Raw genomic sequence first — 15,430 nt, forward strand, 5'->3', positions numbered from 1 at the left:
GAGCGTCCCGGAATCTCTCATGATGAGTCCGCAGCTTGGAGATTAGGTCATGACGCAGATCGCCCCTCCCCATCCCCGCGCGTTCGCGCTCGTGCTCGCGCTGGCGAGCGTGACCCCCGCCTGCGGCGACTCCGACGGCCAGAGCTCCGGCCTGTCCGTCGGCGGCACGCAGCCGACCTCCGCCACCGAAGGCACCGAGACGACGCCCGGGACGAGCACTGTCTCTTCGACCATGTCCGAACCGACAGAGACGGAGGGGACCGCGAGCGCGACCGGGACGACGACCGACGCGGTCGACCCACCGACCACCGGACCGGACCCGACCACGACCACGACGGTCGACCCGACGACGACGACGACGACGACGACGACCGGCGAGGAGACCAGCACCGGCAGCACGACGACGCCGCCCGACAAGATCCCCTGCGACACCGAGGAGACCGAGGTCGTGCCGGTGCCGCCGAGCGTGCTGCTCATCCTCGACAAGTCGGGCTCGATGTCGATGGAGAAGTGGGACCACGACGACAAGCCCGCGACCCCGACGGTGACCCGCTGGCACAGCCTCCACGAGGTGGTCTCGGGCGTGGTGACGATGTTCGACGCGGTGGTCCACTTCGGCGTGAAGCTCTACCCGAAGATCGACGCCGGCTCGTTCGTGAACGTCGGCGCATGCGTGGTCAACCCCGGCGTCGAGGTCCCGATCGCGCCGATGAACGCGGCCGCGGTGCTGGCCGGCATCCCGGCGATCGACTACGAGGTGCTCGGCGGCACTCCCATGGAGACCGGCCTCAAGCGCGGCTTCGAGTATTTGAAGATGCTCGACCCGAACCTGCCGCGGTTCGCCATCCTCGTGGCCGACGGCGAGATCTCCGACACCTGCGCCGGCGAGAACTTCCTCGAGGCCCAGGCCGCCGTCGAGGAGACGTTCGTCGACTTCGATATCCCGACCTACGTGGTCGGCATCGACGTCGACCCCTCCACCAGCGAACAGCTGGCCGCGCTGGCGGTCGCCGGCGGCAAGCCGAAGCCCGGGCCCGAACCCTTCTACCAGACGAGCAACCAAACCGAGCTGCAGGCGGCGATCTCGCAGATCGTCAAGGACACGCTGAGCTGCGTGATCGCGGTCGACCCGGCCCCGAGCGAGCCGGAGCTGTTCGAGGTGCACGTCGACGGACAGCAGGTGCCCGAGGTCGCAAGCTGCGATCAGGACGGCTTCGTGTGGAGCGTGCCGCACTCCGAGGTCACGCTGTGCGGGGCGGCTTGCGAGGCGCTCAAGGAGACGGGCAAGGTGCAGGCGCTTTATTTCTGCACGCCGGGGTGACGGGAACCCGGCGCTCGTCTGCAGGGCGGCGTGCGCGAGACGTCGCCGCTGCGCGGGACGGGGGCGCGCGCGCAGGCTATCGCAGGGCCGCGCGCGAGACGTCGCCGCTGCGCGGGGCGGGGCCGCGGAGAACCTGGTGGGGCGGGCCGGGCGTGGCGAGAACGGGTCCCGTCGCGACGCGAGACCTGCCATGCCTTGTCCTGCCTGAACCCCCTCAAGACGCTCCAAACCCCGGCCCCTCCGTTTCCTGGCCAGGACCGCGTCTTGAGGGGGTGAACTTGCGCCCGCTCATGCCCTCCTGAGCCCGATTCTGCTTGGCAACGGCCCTTCCTGGCAACGGCCTGGCAACGGCACTTGCGCGATTTCGCGCCGCTTCTCGCATCAGTGGGGACAGGACTTGGCGGGAAGGGCTGGATCAATTGTGCATGAAATCGAGAGAGTTTTGTGTGCTGGGTCCCAGGGATCTCTGGGCTCCGAAACATCGGATTCAAAAATCTTGGCCGTGCACTCCAGGACGTGCTCGATGCTCAGCCCCACAGCCGAAGCCAGCCGCTCGCAGGCCTGGGCACATCTCGCGTCGTTGTCGTCCTCCGACTCTCGAATCGCGTCAAGTGAAGCGCCTTCGAGTTTCCCTTCCAATTCTTCCGGCGTCTCCGGATCGGGCAGTTCATGGCAACACCCGAAGTGGGGCGCCAAGAAGATGGCGAGGCTGACAACCTGGTGAAGAGCGCTGCGTGAACGCATGCAACAACTGGAAGCGCGTCACGGCAAATGTCAAGTAGCGTTGGTCCTCGCGGTCACTGCACGGCTTCGCAGCGGGCGCGGTAGCGGCGGAGCATCGCGTTGAGGCCGTCGGTCGCGGGCCCGTCGCGCACCACGACGGGCGGCGACCCGGGCACGGGCGGAGCGACGGGCACGGGCACAGGTGGCAGCGGCGGGTGCACCTGCTCGCTTGAGGGCGGCTCGCCGGGGCTGCTCGGGCTGATCGGGTTGGCAGCGCTGCGACGACGGCGGCGGTCGTCCGGTTGGAAATTTGACGCTCGCCGCTGCCGCGATCCACGTTCTCTTGAATGGGCAAGACCACTGAGGAAGCGATGGCCGAACGGGCGCAGATGCTCCGCGCGCTCCTACCCAACGGCATATCCGACAGCCTCACGCAGCGTGAGCTCGACGCCACCATGCTCGAGATCATGCACGACGCCAAGGTGCCGCTGGAGTACGCCTACGCGTACATGAAGACCAAGCGGCTCGTCACCGAAGAGAACATGCAGCACCTCAGCGACGAGGAGCTCGAGGAGTGGAACCTGGCAGTCGAGGATTACCTCGCCAACCCGGACCCAAGCCGCATCCCGAAGCCGGGCGACCCGTCGCCATACGACATGCCCGACCCGCCGCCGCGCACACGACATGGCCGGTCTCGGTGGAAGCGGCGCCGGTAGTTCACGGAGCGGCCGGCAGAACGTTGGTCCAGGCGCATGGCCTTGCGTACATGATGGTATGTTCAGGTCATCGGGGCCAACCTGGAGTGATGGGCTTGTGGCAACGTGGGCGCGATGCAGCCCCCACCGAGCACCGACCGGCAGCCGCGTCCCCAGAACGACTCCACGCCGCCGGCCTGCGGGCCGACAGATGAGCGGCGCATCGTCGGCGGACACTTCGAGCTCGGCGAGCTGCTCGGGTTGGGGGGCACCTCGAGCGTGTACGCGTGCAAGGGATTCGACGCCGCGATCAAGATCTTCGACAGCGTTGACGAGGATGCCCGACGCCGCTTCCTCGATGAAGGCCGGCTGCTCACGCGCCTGCGACACCCGCACCTTGTGCATGTGATCGCGGTCGGCGAGACCGACACGGGCGCGCCGTACATGGTGCTCGAGCGGTTCGGCGAGAACCTCGACAGGCGGGTGCGACGAGACGGTCCACTCCCGTGGCTCGAGGTCGTCGAGCTGATCGCCCAGGTCGCCAGCGCGCTCGCCGCTCTCCATCAGCTCGGCGTGATCCACCGCGACGTGAAGCCCAACAACATCGTCACGGTCAAGAGCGCGACGGGCGAGCCGTTTGTCAAGCTGATCGACCTCGGAGGTGCCAAGGTCGAGGACTGGCGGCGCGTGCAGGGGTCCGATAGCGAGCCCGTGACGGGCCATCAGACCGAGGTGGGTGTGTTCGTCGGCACGGCGGGTTTCTTCCCGCCGGAGGCAGGCTTCGTGCGGCCAACCCCTGGCTTCGACGTGTTCGGGCTCGGGGCGACGATCTACGTTCTCTGCACCGGCGAGCTGCCGAACCACATCGCCTACCGACCGATGCGCGAGGCTCGCCCGGAGTGTGGCGCGCCGCCCGAACTCGAGGCCCTGGTCGTGGACGCGATGGCCCTGACGCCCGAGGACCGGATCGCCAGCGTCGCCGAATTCCAGCGCCGCCTCGAGCGGGTTCGGGCGGCGGCCCGGTTGCCTCTCGTGGGCGCGGGCTCCCCGCGACCTCCGAACTCGCACGGCTGGACCTTCTACACGACGGCGGGCGAAGGCGACGCCACGCCGACGGCGGGGGTACCTGCGGGCCGGCGAGCGCTCGCCAGTCAGCGCATCGGCGACGGGCTCGAGCTCGGCGAGCTGCTCGGCAGCGGCGGGACGTCGAGCGTGTGGGCGTGCAAGAACCTGAACGTCGCCGTCAAGATCCTCTCGATCGCGGATGACGACGCGCGACGACGCTTTCTCGATGAGGGCCGGTTGCTCACGCACCTGCGACACCCGCACCTCGTGCAGGTGCTCGCGGTGGGCGAGACCGACACTCGGGCACCGTTCATGGTGCTCGAGCGACTGACGGGCGAGAACCTCGACGCGCGCCTCAAGCGAGACGGACCGCTGCACTGGCTCGAGGTTGTGGACCAGATGTCGCAGGTGGCGAGCGCGATCGCTGCGCTCCATCGGGTCGGCGTGATCCACCGCGACGTGAAGCCGGGCAACATCGTCGCGGTCAAGGGCGCCACCGATCGCCCGTTCGTGAAGTTGATCGATCTCGGCGGCGCCAAGGTCGAGGACTGGCAGCGCGTCCGGACCTCCGACAGCGAGCCCGCGGCACGGCACCCGACCGAGCTGGGCAGGGTCGTCGGGACGCCCGGGTTCATCCCGCCCGAGGCGGCGCTCGTGCGGCCGACCCCAGGCTTCGACGTCTTCGGGCTCGGCGCGACCATCTTCCTCCTCTGCACCGGCGAGCTGCCCGACCACCTTGAGTATCGGCCGATGCGCGAGGTCCGGCCCGAGTGTGCCGTCCCGCCCGAGCTCGAGGCGCTGGTCGCCCACGCACTGGCACCGCTACCCGAGGACCGGATCGCCAGCATGACCGAGTTCCAGCGCCGCCTCGAGCGTGTCCGCGTGGCCCATGTTGAGGACGACTCGCCGTTCCTCTTCGAGGGGTGCTACGAGCTGCTCGACATGCTGGGCTCGGGAGCGAAGGGCGAGGTCCACCGCGCATACGACCGCAACGCGGGGCGCTACGTGGCCCTCAAGATCCTGGACCCGTCGCTGCGCAACGACGCCGAGGCGCGGCTCCGATTCGTCCGCGAGGCCCGAGCCCTGAGCGCGGTGCAGCACTCGGTGTTGCCGCAGCTCCTCGAGTGCCGGACGTCGCCGACACACCCGCGGCCCTACCTCGTCATGACCCTCATGCCCGGCAAGCCGGCGAGTGATCTCTACTTCGGCGGCGAGCGCCTGAAGCCCGCCGACGTGCTCGCGATAGGGAGAGCACTCGCCGGTGCTTTGGCGGCCCTGCACGCGCGCGGGATCCTTCACCGCGACATCCACGGCAACAATATTCTCGTCGACCTCGGGAGAGAGCCCACCGCGTCCCTGATCGACGCCGGGATGGTCGAGTTCGAGGCCAAGTTCTACGCGACCACGGCCCAGCGCTACCTGACGCCGCCCGAGGCGCGGGTGCAGATCGGCACGGGCGGGCTGGAGACGTTGCCCTGGACCGCGCCCGAAGCCCGCGCCGGCAAGGGTTGGACAGCCAAGAGCGACGTGTACTCGCTCGGGCTGCAGCTCTATCGGCTCTTGACCGGCGGCAAGAAGCCGGCGCAGCACGAGCACGAGAGATTGGCGTTGTTGAGAAAACACGCGCCATCATGCCCGCCAGCGCTGGCGGCCGCGATGATGGGCGCACTCGTGGATGACCCTGCGGAGCGGGTGGACACGCAGGGGCTGATCGGGCGCCTGGAGGCGGCTGCTGACGAGCTGGCGGAGATCGAGGCCGAGGCCATGGCCGCGGCTGCCGACGAGATCGACGAGCGGGTGGTCGACGAGGCTGCCGTCAGCAGCACACTCGCGGTCGAGGCCGAGGCTGGGAACGCACGCGCGACCGGGACCATGCCAGCCATCATCGTGCCCGAGCTCGACAAGCCGCTGGCGCTGATTCAGCCGGTGTTACCGCCGCCGCTCGACGATGGAGTGCAGGGAGGTGCATCGCCGGTGTTTACGCCCCCGGCGGTGAGGCGGCGCGCGTTGATCGGTGAGGTGCTGGCCGCGTCGCTGCTGTGTGCGGTGACATGGCTAAGTCTCCGCGAGACCCCGCGCGCGCCGGAGCGCCCGATCGTCCTGCTGGCGAGGCCGGCCGCCGTGCCCTCGCCCGTCACGACGGCGGCAGCTCCGGCGACCCCGCTCACCGCCAGGGCGGCGACGAGTACCGAGGCCCCACCGCTCCCGATCCTGCGCGACGCGCTCGACGCCGCCGCGCCTGCGCTTCGCCGTTGCTCCGCTCTCGCGGGCGGTCTGTTGCGGATCGAGTTCGAGACCGCGGAGAACCTCTCCAAGTTCGCCAGGGTCGCGGTCCCTCACGCGGACGACGTGGTTCGTCGCTGCGTCGACGACGCGACCCTCTCGCTCCGCTTCGAGCCGGCCGGCGACCAAACGCTGGCGCAGGAGTACACGCCATGAGTCCGATGTCTCTGTTCCTCGCATGCCTGCTCGCCCTTCAACCTGCGACGGCGACCCCAGCCGGCTCCTCGTGCGACCTCTTCGACAAGCGATGCAAGGCCGAGCAGTCCTTGCAGCGCGCGAAGACGGCGAAGAGCGACGAGCACCGCGCGAGGTACTACTTCTACGCGTATCGTGACTTCCTCTTGCTGTTCGACCAGACGGGGGACGCGAAGGCCGTGTGCAAGGCGCGGCGCGCCTTCGACCAGAGCGTGGCGGTCAAGGGTCAATCTTCCGCCCAGCGCGCGAGCTTCATGGCGGAGATCGAGGATCTCGTCTCGCGCGAGCGCAAGGCGGGCGTGCGCTGCCAGAGCACCCCAAGGCGGCCAGCGGCCGATCCGCCGCGCCTGGCGAAGAGATCGGCGAAGGAGCCCGCTGCAGCCCTGACAAGCACGTCGCCCAGCGCGAAGGCCACGGACGAGCCGGACGTCTCGACAAGCACGCCCGCCGTACCATCCCCGACAGGTGAAGCTGGGCCGCTCAGGACGGCGCTGACCGATCCGCTGTTGCCGGTGACTGGCCGCTCGCCAGCTCCGCGAGAGGCACCCCGTTACGCGGACAACGTGAGTGAGTCATCCACGTCCTCGCCAGCGACTGCGGAGGTGACCGCTCCGACGCCAGGCGACGTCGACGGGCCCCCCGCGAGAGAGTGGCGTTCGCCCGTCCCACGGACCTCGCCGCGGCGGGGTAGCGAACTGCTGATCGCCGGAGGCGTGACCCTCAGCGTCGGTCTTGGTCTCAGCGTCGCCGCCGGCGTCATGGGCGGCCGCATGCTCGACACCTGGCGCGAGTCCCGGGCCCTGCATGAAGAAGCAGGCCCGTACGGCACGGTGGAGCAAGCAGATAGGCACGCCGCCCTGGAGCGTGACTATGATCGCCAGCGGCCGCTGATGGTGGCGACGGCGGTCATCGGCGTTAGCACCCTCGTCGTCGGCGCCGTACTGACTGGCGTCGGCGCGAAGCGCCTCGCCCGTGCCACTTCCCATGCAATGCTCCTGCCCGCGCCCGGCGGGCTTGTCCTCCGTGCTCGATTCTGACTTGCTCACCCGAGGTCCCGATGATCGCGCTACACCGCTCGCTTGCCCCGGTCGCCCTGATCTGCCTTGCCGGCTGTCCGCTGGATCCGCTGGCGAGCTGTGCCGACTACGATGCATGCACCGCTTCATCCGACTCGACCGCGACGACCACCGGCGGCGATCCGACGCTGCCGACCGGCGGGATCCAGACCGTCACGAGCGACGGCGAGGGTACGCCCACGACCTCGACCTCGGAGGCGCCCAGCACGACGGGCGATCCGGTGGTGCCGGCGGTGATGTCGGTGGTGTTCACGCCCGACCCGCTCGAGCAGGTCGGGATCATCGACGTCGACGTCGTCGCCGACGCGGATCACGTCCGCATGGACCGTCCCGGCTTCGCGTCGGTCGAGCTGTCCAAGGGGCCAGACGATCACTTCCACGGCGCGATCGAGATCCTGAGCGGCCTGTCCAACGGGACACGCGAGGCGACCTTCGCGCCGCGGTTGGAGCAGATCGAGGGCGCGACCGAACTCGGCCACTACACGGTGGCGCTCCCGGAGGCCGGCTCGGAGGTGCTGTGGGACGTGATCCCGGACGACGGGCTCGGCCAGGTCGACGCGCTCGCCCTGCTCGGCGACGACGCGCTCGTCGGCCTCGGCACCGTGTTCGACGGCAATACCCCGCACTGCTACGCGCACCGCCGCAACCTCGACGGGAGCTACAGCGGCGCCGACGTGGTGCTGTTGTTCCCGGAGTACCCCTGCACCGCAGTCGACATCGAGATCGACGGCGAGACGATCGACCTGCTCGTCAACGTCACGGGCGGCGACGGCCCGCGCTGGCGCGTGGCGACGATGATGTGGGGCCAGGCGCCGACCGTCCTCCGCACGGGCGAGAAAGACGAGGTTGCACATGCGCTCGCCCGTGGCGCGAACGACAGACGGGCCATCTGCGGCACCGGCCCGTCGTCCCTACCGCTCATGGACACGATCGATGGGCGGGTCTGGACGCTCAACGGGTCGACGGTCGAGCTCGACTATCGACCGAACCCACAAGAGTGGCATACGTTCGACGAGACCGTGAAGGACTGCGACTTCCGAAGTCATCCGATCCGAGGTGAGCAGCTCGTCCTCGTCGGCGAGGTGTACGGGCTGCACGAGGACGTCGATCCCCCGACGAAGCGCAAGCGACCCTTCGTGCTCGAGCTCGACGGCCAAGGCGGAGAGCCGTCCTGGATCGTCCCTGGCCTCGGGCCGGGCAACACGACACAGGGAGGCGCGAGCACTGTGGCGATCGACGATCAGGGCCGCGCCGTCGTCGGGCTCTACACCTGTGACGACGCGTTGGACCCCGAGCCCGAGCTGCGCCTCTACGAGCCTGGTGGTGTCCTCGCGTGGCAAGTGACGTTGCCTGCGGAGGTCTCGGTTCCGTTCGGCCTGACGTGGAGTCCTGCGGGGTACGCCGTCATTGCCGGGTCCCTCGGCACCGGCAACACGACGCAGTTTCTCCTCCAGGGCTACGTGCCCCACACCTACGCGCCCGCGTGGACCCTCGCGAAGGGGAAGCAAGCCGGCCTGCACATAGCGTTCGCGGTAGTGGCCGCCCCGGGTGTTGTGGTCGGCGCTGGTTTCGGCGCGGGCTACCCGGCGTTCGCGTTCGTCGAACCGTGAGCGTGCGGCGAAGTTCACTGCGGGATGAACTTCGAGCATGCGGTGTCGACAAGGCCTGTCGCCTCGTCAAACCCGGGTCCAAAGTCTGGTTCGTTCCGGCTGATCCAGTGCGAGTAGGGGAACAGCGCTACCAGCTGACAATCCCGGTCCGTCTTCGGGCACTCTCCTGCGATCTTCGTGCTGCCGATGCCGAACATCACCACCGACCCCTCTTCCTCATGCTTGGCGGTGATCACCGCCTGCGCCCATTCGGCCGGAGTGCCTTCGGAGTTGAAGTCGCCTGTGATGGAGGCGAGCGTGACGACGAGGAGCGCGTCGTCGCGAAGGAAGCCCTCGTTGCAGCCGCCGGCATCGTTCAGCTCCGGGCTCACCGCGTGGACCAGCGCCTCACCGAGCAGGTCACCGCCGTCCGTGCCGACCTGTGCGATACAGGCGAAGGTCTCGGACAGGTCCGGCGTGTCCCGCGTCAGGTAGCGGCGGCCATCTGCGATGTCGCAGGGCTTGTTGGGGGTGTTCTCACCGACGTTAAACACCGCGCCCGCGCCCCAGGTCGTGTCGCACTCGGCGAGCTTGCCGAGCATCTCGCAGGGGTAGGCGTTGGGCACCGAACAATACGTGAAGGGGCCTGGGCACTCCGCGTTGCAGGCCAAGGATCCCCAGAGCGGATCACCCTTCACGACCATGACGTGGTAGTCGAAGTCGGCGAACTTGGTCTGGATCGTCTCGAGGAATTTCGGGACCGCCTCGGCGAGCTGGGCCTGGACCGCGTTCATGTAGTCGTGGCGCGAGATCACGAACAGGAAGTCGATCTTCCCCTTGCATCCCTCGGGCTGGAGGTTGCCGAGGTCGTCGCTGCTGCCGACATCGAGGATGAGCGTCGTCGTTCCGCCGGTACTGGCGCCGCCGCTCCCCGAGCCGGTCGACAGCTCGCCGCCCGTCGTCGAGCTGCTGCTCGAGGAGCTGGTGGTGCTCGCGTTGGAGGTCGCTGGGTTTGTCGGCGCCGTCGTGAACGGCGACGTATTAGTCTCCGACGGCTGGCAGGCGAGCGCGAGACCGAGGACGAGTACAGGCCGGGACCGTGGCCGCATGCCCCAACGGTAGCCCATGGTGCGTGAAGCGTCCACGAGCCGAAGACCGGCTCCAACCACCAGCCAGATGGGTCTCGCTGGCGTCGACATGCGACCCCAGCGCGGCGCGCCAGCTTGGCCCGACCTGGGCGTCGACGTCGGCGGCTCCCGCGGATAGAGTTGGGTTGATGAGCCACGTTTCACCGACACAGATCCCTGCTCTCGCCAGCCGTGGGGCCCTCGTGCTGATCACATGGTTGCGACCCCTGCCAGCTGGAGCGTTTGGGCGAATCGAGGGCCATCTCGCGAGCACACTGGAACAGGCCCGGTCTCTGGACCTGTCCATGGACTACGGTCCGAGCCCTGACCTGTCCGTCTTGATGGAACGGTGCCAGATCGACACAGGATGGCCCCTCAAAGCTGGTCTCGAAATTTCGTGGCGTCAAGCGCGGCTGATACACCACATCGGGCACGGCGGACCGGAGACTTGGGTCTACCCCATGAACGGCGAGGGCTGGCTGGAAGCCGGATGTGCCGTTGATCCGCAACTGCATGCGCTTGTCAGGGACGCGGTCTTACAGCGCGCCCCGGATGACCCGATGCGTCGGCTCATCAAATGGATCCCTTGGGCTGATTTCGAGTCTGCGGCGAACGCGGCACGGCAGAATTCGTGAGCGACACATCGAGCCCACGGGGGCGTGTCAGCTGGAGCCCTCTTGTTACTTTTTCGGGCGGATCGGGCATGTTGATCAACGAGATGCCAATTTTTGGGCGTATGCGCACCGCGATCCTTCCGCGCTCCTTGGCGTGGTCGCTGCTCGTCTTCCACGTCGTCGCCGGCTGCTCGCTGCGGCCCTACGAGTTCGGCGAGAGCGCGACGGAGGCGACGAGCACGGGCACGATGACGACCACCACCGCAGCGGCGATGAGCACGAGCGTCGCGGCGACGAGCCACGACGAGCCAACAACCGGCGTCGCCAGCGGGAGCACCTCTGCCGCAAGCACCGACCACGGCGGCTCGTTCACTGCCGGGCCGGATCTGGGCCCGAGCGAGTGCGATCCGTGGCGGAAGGCATGTCCCGAAGGACAGAAGTGCATGCCGTACTCGGGCGACGGCGACCACGTGTGGGAGAGCTGGGGCTGCTTCGACCTCGTGCCCGATCCGGCCGGGGTCGACGAGCCGTGCATGGTCATCGACAGCGGAGTCAGCGGCAAGGACTCCTGCGACGACGGCCTGATGTGCTGGTTCGTCGACTGGGACACCGGCATGGGCACGTGCCTCTCGATGTGCACGGGCTCGCCGGAGGCGCCGACCTGCCCGGAGCCGATGACGTCTTGCACGATCACCGCGGAGGCCACCTTGATCCTCTGCCTCCCGCACTGCGACCCACTCGCTCAGGACTGCACGGGCGGCGATCTGTGCATCCCCAACCCGCAGGACCCGAACAGCTTCCTCTGCGTCCTCGACGCCAGCGGCGAGGATGGCCAGGTCTTCGACGTGTGCGAGCACGCCAACGGCTGCGATCCGGGGCTCGTCTGCCATCTGCCCGAGTTCGCGGTCGAGTGCGATCCGAGCGGCCTCGGCTGCTGCCTGCCGTTCTGTGACGTCTCGCAGCCGAATACTTGCCCGGGTCAGGGCCAGGAGTGTCTCGCGTGGTTCGACCCGGGCCAGGCCCCGCCCGGCTACGAGAACGTCGGCCTCTGCGGTGTTCCTTCGCCGTAGTCGCGGGCGCGGGTCGAGGCTCGCCCAGCGTCCGAGATCCGCCCGCTCTCACTCGGGCGTTGACTTGCGACCCCAGCGCTGGCTGATCGCCCACCCCGCCGCGAAAGGCCGCCGAACGCTGGGAACCCGGTCAAAAATCCAGGCGGAAACCTGAACCGGAGAGGCCGAGGCGCGCGCGGCCGCGGGAGAGCGCGAGGCCCGGCGGGAGCGTTCGCAAGTGTCTGTGCAAACGCGTGGCCCAGATCCCGAGCGGGATTGCGCTGGCGACGAAGATCGGCGCGCCGAATCCCGACAGCCAGATCGCCCCGTACCCCTCGCACAAGTTCTCGGGGCCGCAGGACGCGGCGAGTACGATCCACGGCACGGTCAACATGGCCACGCCAATGCCCGTGAAGACTCCGGACGTCGCGGTATGCCCCACCAGACGGCGACGGCGTCGCTCCCACTGCTGTTCTGGCGTCGGCGCAGGTAGTGGAGCGCGCGGCGGGATGTACGCGTCGACGCCGAGCGAAGATGCCACCGCGATCTGCCTCGCCCGAGTCGCCTCGCTCTCGCCGCGCTCCCGTCCGTACACCTCGGGCGCGAGGTCGGCGTAGGCCAGCAGCGCGTCGACGCAACGTTTCCGCCGCTCGCGCCGATCGCTCGCCCTCTCGGCGGCCTGCGCCGATGAACTTGCCGAGTCGATCCGGGCCCGCAGCTGCTGCGAGTCCGCGGTGACGGGTACGTTCGCCCTGGCCCCGGCGATCATCGCGGTCGCAACGCATCCGGGCGGCTCGCCGAGCCCGACCGTCTGCCCGACGACGAGCGCCCCCCCAACAACGATGAGCGCAGTGAACGACATCGCCATCATACTATCCCTGGCAGGAAGGGGCGGCGAGTGGGGCAACCGGCCCGCGGGCGACGGCCGCTCACTCGCCAGCGGTGAACTTCACTCCGGCGCCGACTTGCGACTCCAGCGCTTGCTGATGGCCCACCCCGCGGCGAACAGACCGCCGAACGCCGCGGCTCCGGTCGCCAGGTCGCGCCAGTCCCGACCCGCAGCGACGGCCTCACCGTGGCCGCCTGCCTCGTCCTCCTGGCCCGTGCTCAACCCCCCAAGCACGAGGGTTGCGACCTTCGGTTTCCACGCTGCCGGGACCGGGTCTCCGACCCTGAGCGGCGGCAGCTCCGGCGGCTCGCCGGGCTCGTCCGCCGTGAGACGCTTCTTGGGTTCCGAGACGTTGTTCGGCAGCGCAGGCACGCCAGACTTGAGGAGGAGACCACGCCAGTCCTGGCCCTCGTGGGTCTCGTCCTCGGGCACGTCGAGCATGTTCACGTAGAAGCGATCCTCGCTGGTCAGCAGCAGCGCGCGCTGCTTGTTGAGCAGGTGGAGCAGGGCCTTGTTCTCCTCCCCCACGAACGCGGCGTCGGTGCGACGGACGTAGGCGCAGACGAGCGTGCGCCGCAGGTCCGACCGCTGGCGCTCTTGCAGCTTGTTGAGCACGTCCCGGATCGCAGGGTTCCGGTAGTAGATGGTCCCCATGCAGTTCTGGAAAGTCTGGCTCGGCTCGCTCAGGATCGGCAGGAACCCGCCCGAGTGAGCGCTGTTCGGGTAGAGGTTGGCCGCCTTGATCTGCTCGCGGTAGCGGCCCGAGGGGATCGGGCTCTTCGTAAAGACCGGCTTGAAATTGGTGCCGCCGGACTGCCGGCAGGCCCACGAGCCGACGCCGTAGTACACGGCGGCGCCAAAGAAGCCCTCGAGGTTCACGTTGTCGCCGTCGCCGTGCGCCTTGGCCTTGAGGAACTTCGCGTACCAGGGGAAGACGCGCTCGCGGAGGTAGTCGATCCCTGCGTCGCAGTATGCCTTCCAGGCCGCGTGCATGCGCGGCACGTCGAGCCGGTAGAGGTACGGTGAGCCGGTCCGCGTGGCCCACTCCCAGGCGAGCGCTCCGAGGCGCGCCGTCGCGGGGTAGAAGGAGCCCGTGTCGATCACGTACTGCGCGCCGCTCATGGGGTTGGACGCCGTCATCGGGCCGCGCGGGTCGTCGCCACCCTTGAGGAAGTTGCTGAACGCGTGGCCGCGCGGGTCGAGGTTCACCTGGATCACCGACGTCAGGATCGAGGTGCCCGGGATCAGACCGACGCCGCCGCTCGGGACGAACGCCTCCGCCTTGTCGCCGCCGAACTCGTCGCTCCACTTGGTCTTCTTGCCCGGCGCGAACGCGAAGCCCTTGTCGCGCTCGATGCCGACCCACTCGCCCTGGAAGCGCGGCAGGAACACCGGGGTCCAGTCTTGCGAGGTCAGGATGGCCCGCAGGTGGTTCTGCACGAGGCCGCTGTCCGTGACGCTGTCGGCCGTCTGGAGCGGCGGGAAGGTCTGGTACATCGCCTCACGGACGGCTGCTTCCTTCTGGTCCAGCGCCTTCTTCTGGGCGTCGAGGATCGAGTAGATCGCCTTGCCGAGCGCCACGACGGCAGCGCCGATCTGGCCGACGACGGGGATCGCGGTACCCACGGCGGCGAGGCCCACGCCGAGCGCCACCTTGCCCGCCGCCTTGATGGCCTTGTCAGCGTCCTGACCGTTGAAGATTGCGATCACGTCGTTCTCGCTGATGGCCCCCGCGATCGGGCTGCTTTGGATCGTCGCTCGCAAACCAGCGAGCTTCTCCATCGGGAAGTTCACCAGCTTGCCCGCCTCGTTGCCGAGGTTGCTGGCCAGGTCAAACAGGAGAGCTCTGGCGCCTTTGCTGAGGTCCTGACTCTGTCTCGCGGCGAGTGCCTCAAACCGGTCGAGGCCGAGGCTGGTGCGGATGGAGGGGTCGCACCAAGCGTTCTGGAGCTCCTGATGCGAGGGTAACCGCGAGCGGAACATTTCCAGGTCCGACACATCGGCGCCGAAGATCTGCGTGAACTCCTCCGTTCCCCATCGTAGCGCTACCATCTGATCTCACTCCAACTGGACTTGGCAGGTCGAGTTATCCCCGCAGACGTAGCCAGGGGGACACGCTCGGTTGTCGCAGAAGACGACGCACACGCCATCGAAGCAGGTCGCCGGAAGGTCCGCCAGCGTCGGGCAATCGTTGGCGCTACACTCGCCGTCCACGTCGTCGGGGTCAGTGCAGGTGCACGTGGGCTGACAGACGCTGGACGTCCATGCGGGAGAGAACCCTGAGACCCGGCATGTGCCTCCGTTGTCGCATGTCTGCGGATCACACCCGCACGGCGGATAGTCTGCGTCGACCTCGGGCCCGTCGCCGTACCCCTCTGAGCAATGCGCCTCATCGCCGGTGGACGACGACGTCGAGTCGTCGCCGCCGGGGTTCTTGCAGCCGACAAGGAAGCACAGGGCGGACAGGGCGATCATGGGGGCGTTGCGCATGTTCGCTCCTTACCACGTCCGGCCTGCGGACGGCCACCGGCGGCCTCGCTGTGGTGCGTCACGCCCGTTCCCCCAGGTGGACCGCCTCGGGGCCGTCGACAGTGATGCGGGCGACCATGCAGGGCCCGTTCGCCTCGATGCAGCAGCTCTTGCGCACCGTCATCGACCGCCAGGGCTGCAGGTCGACGCCGTTGCACCGAGCGCGGCCTGAGATGAGGACCACCGCGATCGCGCGGTGCTCGAGCATCTCCACGGAGGACTCGCCGGGGCCGAGGACCACCGTGTCGAAACGGAAGGCGCCGAGGGTGAGCATC

General features: G+C 68.6%; 10 protein-coding genes and 1 pseudogene. 7 read left to right on the forward strand and 4 right to left on the reverse strand.

From position 1 onward, the window contains the following. Positions 1-49: 49 nt before the first annotated feature. The 6 genes and pseudogenes from K7C98_RS02995 to K7C98_RS03015 all read left to right on the forward strand — a co-directional run bounded on the left by K7C98_RS02995 (position 50) and on the right by K7C98_RS03015 (position 8,968). On the forward strand, positions 50-1,321 hold the full coding sequence (locus tag K7C98_RS02995) for a vWA domain-containing protein (RefSeq protein ID WP_224189964.1): 1,272 nt from the start codon (positions 50-52) through the stop codon (positions 1,319-1,321). Between the two features lie 942 nt (positions 1,322-2,263). Then, a pseudogene (locus K7C98_RS45415) lies at positions 2,264-2,326 on the forward strand (hypothetical protein); the annotation flags it as partial. Between the two features lie 65 nt (positions 2,327-2,391). Then, positions 2,392-2,760 (forward strand): hypothetical protein, encoded by a 369-nt coding sequence (locus K7C98_RS03000; protein ID WP_224189965.1) that lies wholly within the window; start codon positions 2,392-2,394, stop codon positions 2,758-2,760. A 114-nt stretch (positions 2,761-2,874) separates the two neighbouring features. Then, the gene (locus tag K7C98_RS03005) at positions 2,875-6,243 is read left to right on the forward strand and encodes a protein kinase domain-containing protein (protein WP_224189966.1); all 3,369 of its coding nucleotides are present in this window, start codon (positions 2,875-2,877) and stop codon (positions 6,241-6,243) included. Positions 6,244-6,248: 5 nt separating this feature from the next. Continuing rightward, on the forward strand, positions 6,249-7,319 hold the full coding sequence (locus K7C98_RS03010) for a hypothetical protein (protein ID WP_224189967.1): 1,071 nt from the start codon (positions 6,249-6,251) through the stop codon (positions 7,317-7,319). 20 nt (positions 7,320-7,339) lie between these two features. Beyond that, the gene (locus tag K7C98_RS03015) at positions 7,340-8,968 is read left to right on the forward strand and encodes a hypothetical protein (protein WP_224189968.1); all 1,629 of its coding nucleotides are present in this window, start codon (positions 7,340-7,342) and stop codon (positions 8,966-8,968) included. Between the two features lie 14 nt (positions 8,969-8,982). Here the strand turns inward: K7C98_RS03015 and K7C98_RS03020 are convergent, their stop codons facing one another. Beyond that, positions 8,983-10,074, reverse strand: a complete 1,092-nt coding sequence (locus K7C98_RS03020) for a hypothetical protein (RefSeq protein ID WP_224189969.1) — start codon at positions 10,072-10,074, stop codon at positions 8,983-8,985. Positions 10,075-10,837: 763 nt separating this feature from the next. Between K7C98_RS03020 and K7C98_RS03025 the strand changes: the two genes are divergently transcribed. Continuing rightward, entirely contained in the window at positions 10,838-11,758 is a 921-nt protein-coding gene (locus K7C98_RS03025; protein WP_224189970.1) for a hypothetical protein, read from the forward strand. 130 nt (positions 11,759-11,888) lie between these two features. On the opposite strand, the gene K7C98_RS03030 is transcribed toward K7C98_RS03025, so the two are convergent. The 3 genes from K7C98_RS03030 to K7C98_RS03040 all read right to left on the reverse strand — a co-directional run bounded on the left by K7C98_RS03030 (position 11,889) and on the right by K7C98_RS03040 (position 15,429). Continuing rightward, on the reverse strand, positions 11,889-12,605 hold the full coding sequence (locus tag K7C98_RS03030; protein ID WP_224189971.1) for a hypothetical protein: 717 nt from the start codon (positions 12,603-12,605) through the stop codon (positions 11,889-11,891). 81 nt (positions 12,606-12,686) lie between these two features. Further along, positions 12,687-14,678, reverse strand: coding sequence for a hypothetical protein (locus tag K7C98_RS03035; RefSeq protein ID WP_224189972.1), 1,992 nt, complete (start codon positions 14,676-14,678; stop codon positions 12,687-12,689). A gap of 496 nt (positions 14,679-15,174) precedes the next feature. Next, positions 15,175-15,429, reverse strand: coding sequence for a hypothetical protein (locus K7C98_RS03040; RefSeq protein WP_224189973.1), 255 nt, complete (start codon positions 15,427-15,429; stop codon positions 15,175-15,177). Position 15,430 lies beyond the last annotated feature (1 nt).

The sequence above is a fragment of the Nannocystis pusilla genome (assembly GCF_020073745.1).
In the GTDB taxonomy this organism is placed as follows: domain Bacteria; phylum Myxococcota_A; class Polyangia; order Nannocystales; family Nannocystaceae; genus Nannocystis; species Nannocystis radixulma.

Bases quoted from the DNA above. Each gene is read 5' to 3' on its own strand.
- K7C98_RS03040 (WP_224189973.1), bottom strand. From the start codon at position 15,429: ATGCTCACCCTCGGCGCCTTCCGTTTCGACACGGTGGTCCTCGGCCCC.
- K7C98_RS03035 (WP_224189972.1), bottom strand. From the start codon at position 14,678: ATGGTAGCGCTACGATGGGGAACGGAGGAGTTCACGCAGATCTTCGGC.
- K7C98_RS03000 (WP_224189965.1), top strand. From the start codon at position 2,392: ATGGGCAAGACCACTGAGGAAGCGATGGCCGAACGGGCGCAGATGCTC.
- K7C98_RS03030 (WP_224189971.1), bottom strand. From the start codon at position 12,605: ATGGCGATGTCGTTCACTGCGCTCATCGTTGTTGGGGGGGCGCTCGTC.
- K7C98_RS03010 (WP_224189967.1), top strand. From the start codon at position 6,249: ATGTCTCTGTTCCTCGCATGCCTGCTCGCCCTTCAACCTGCGACGGCG.
- K7C98_RS03005 (WP_224189966.1), top strand. From the start codon at position 2,875: ATGCAGCCCCCACCGAGCACCGACCGGCAGCCGCGTCCCCAGAACGAC.
- K7C98_RS03020 (WP_224189969.1), bottom strand. From the start codon at position 10,074: ATGGGCTACCGTTGGGGCATGCGGCCACGGTCCCGGCCTGTACTCGTC.
- K7C98_RS02995 (WP_224189964.1), top strand. From the start codon at position 50: ATGACGCAGATCGCCCCTCCCCATCCCCGCGCGTTCGCGCTCGTGCTC.
- K7C98_RS03015 (WP_224189968.1), top strand. From the start codon at position 7,340: ATGATCGCGCTACACCGCTCGCTTGCCCCGGTCGCCCTGATCTGCCTT.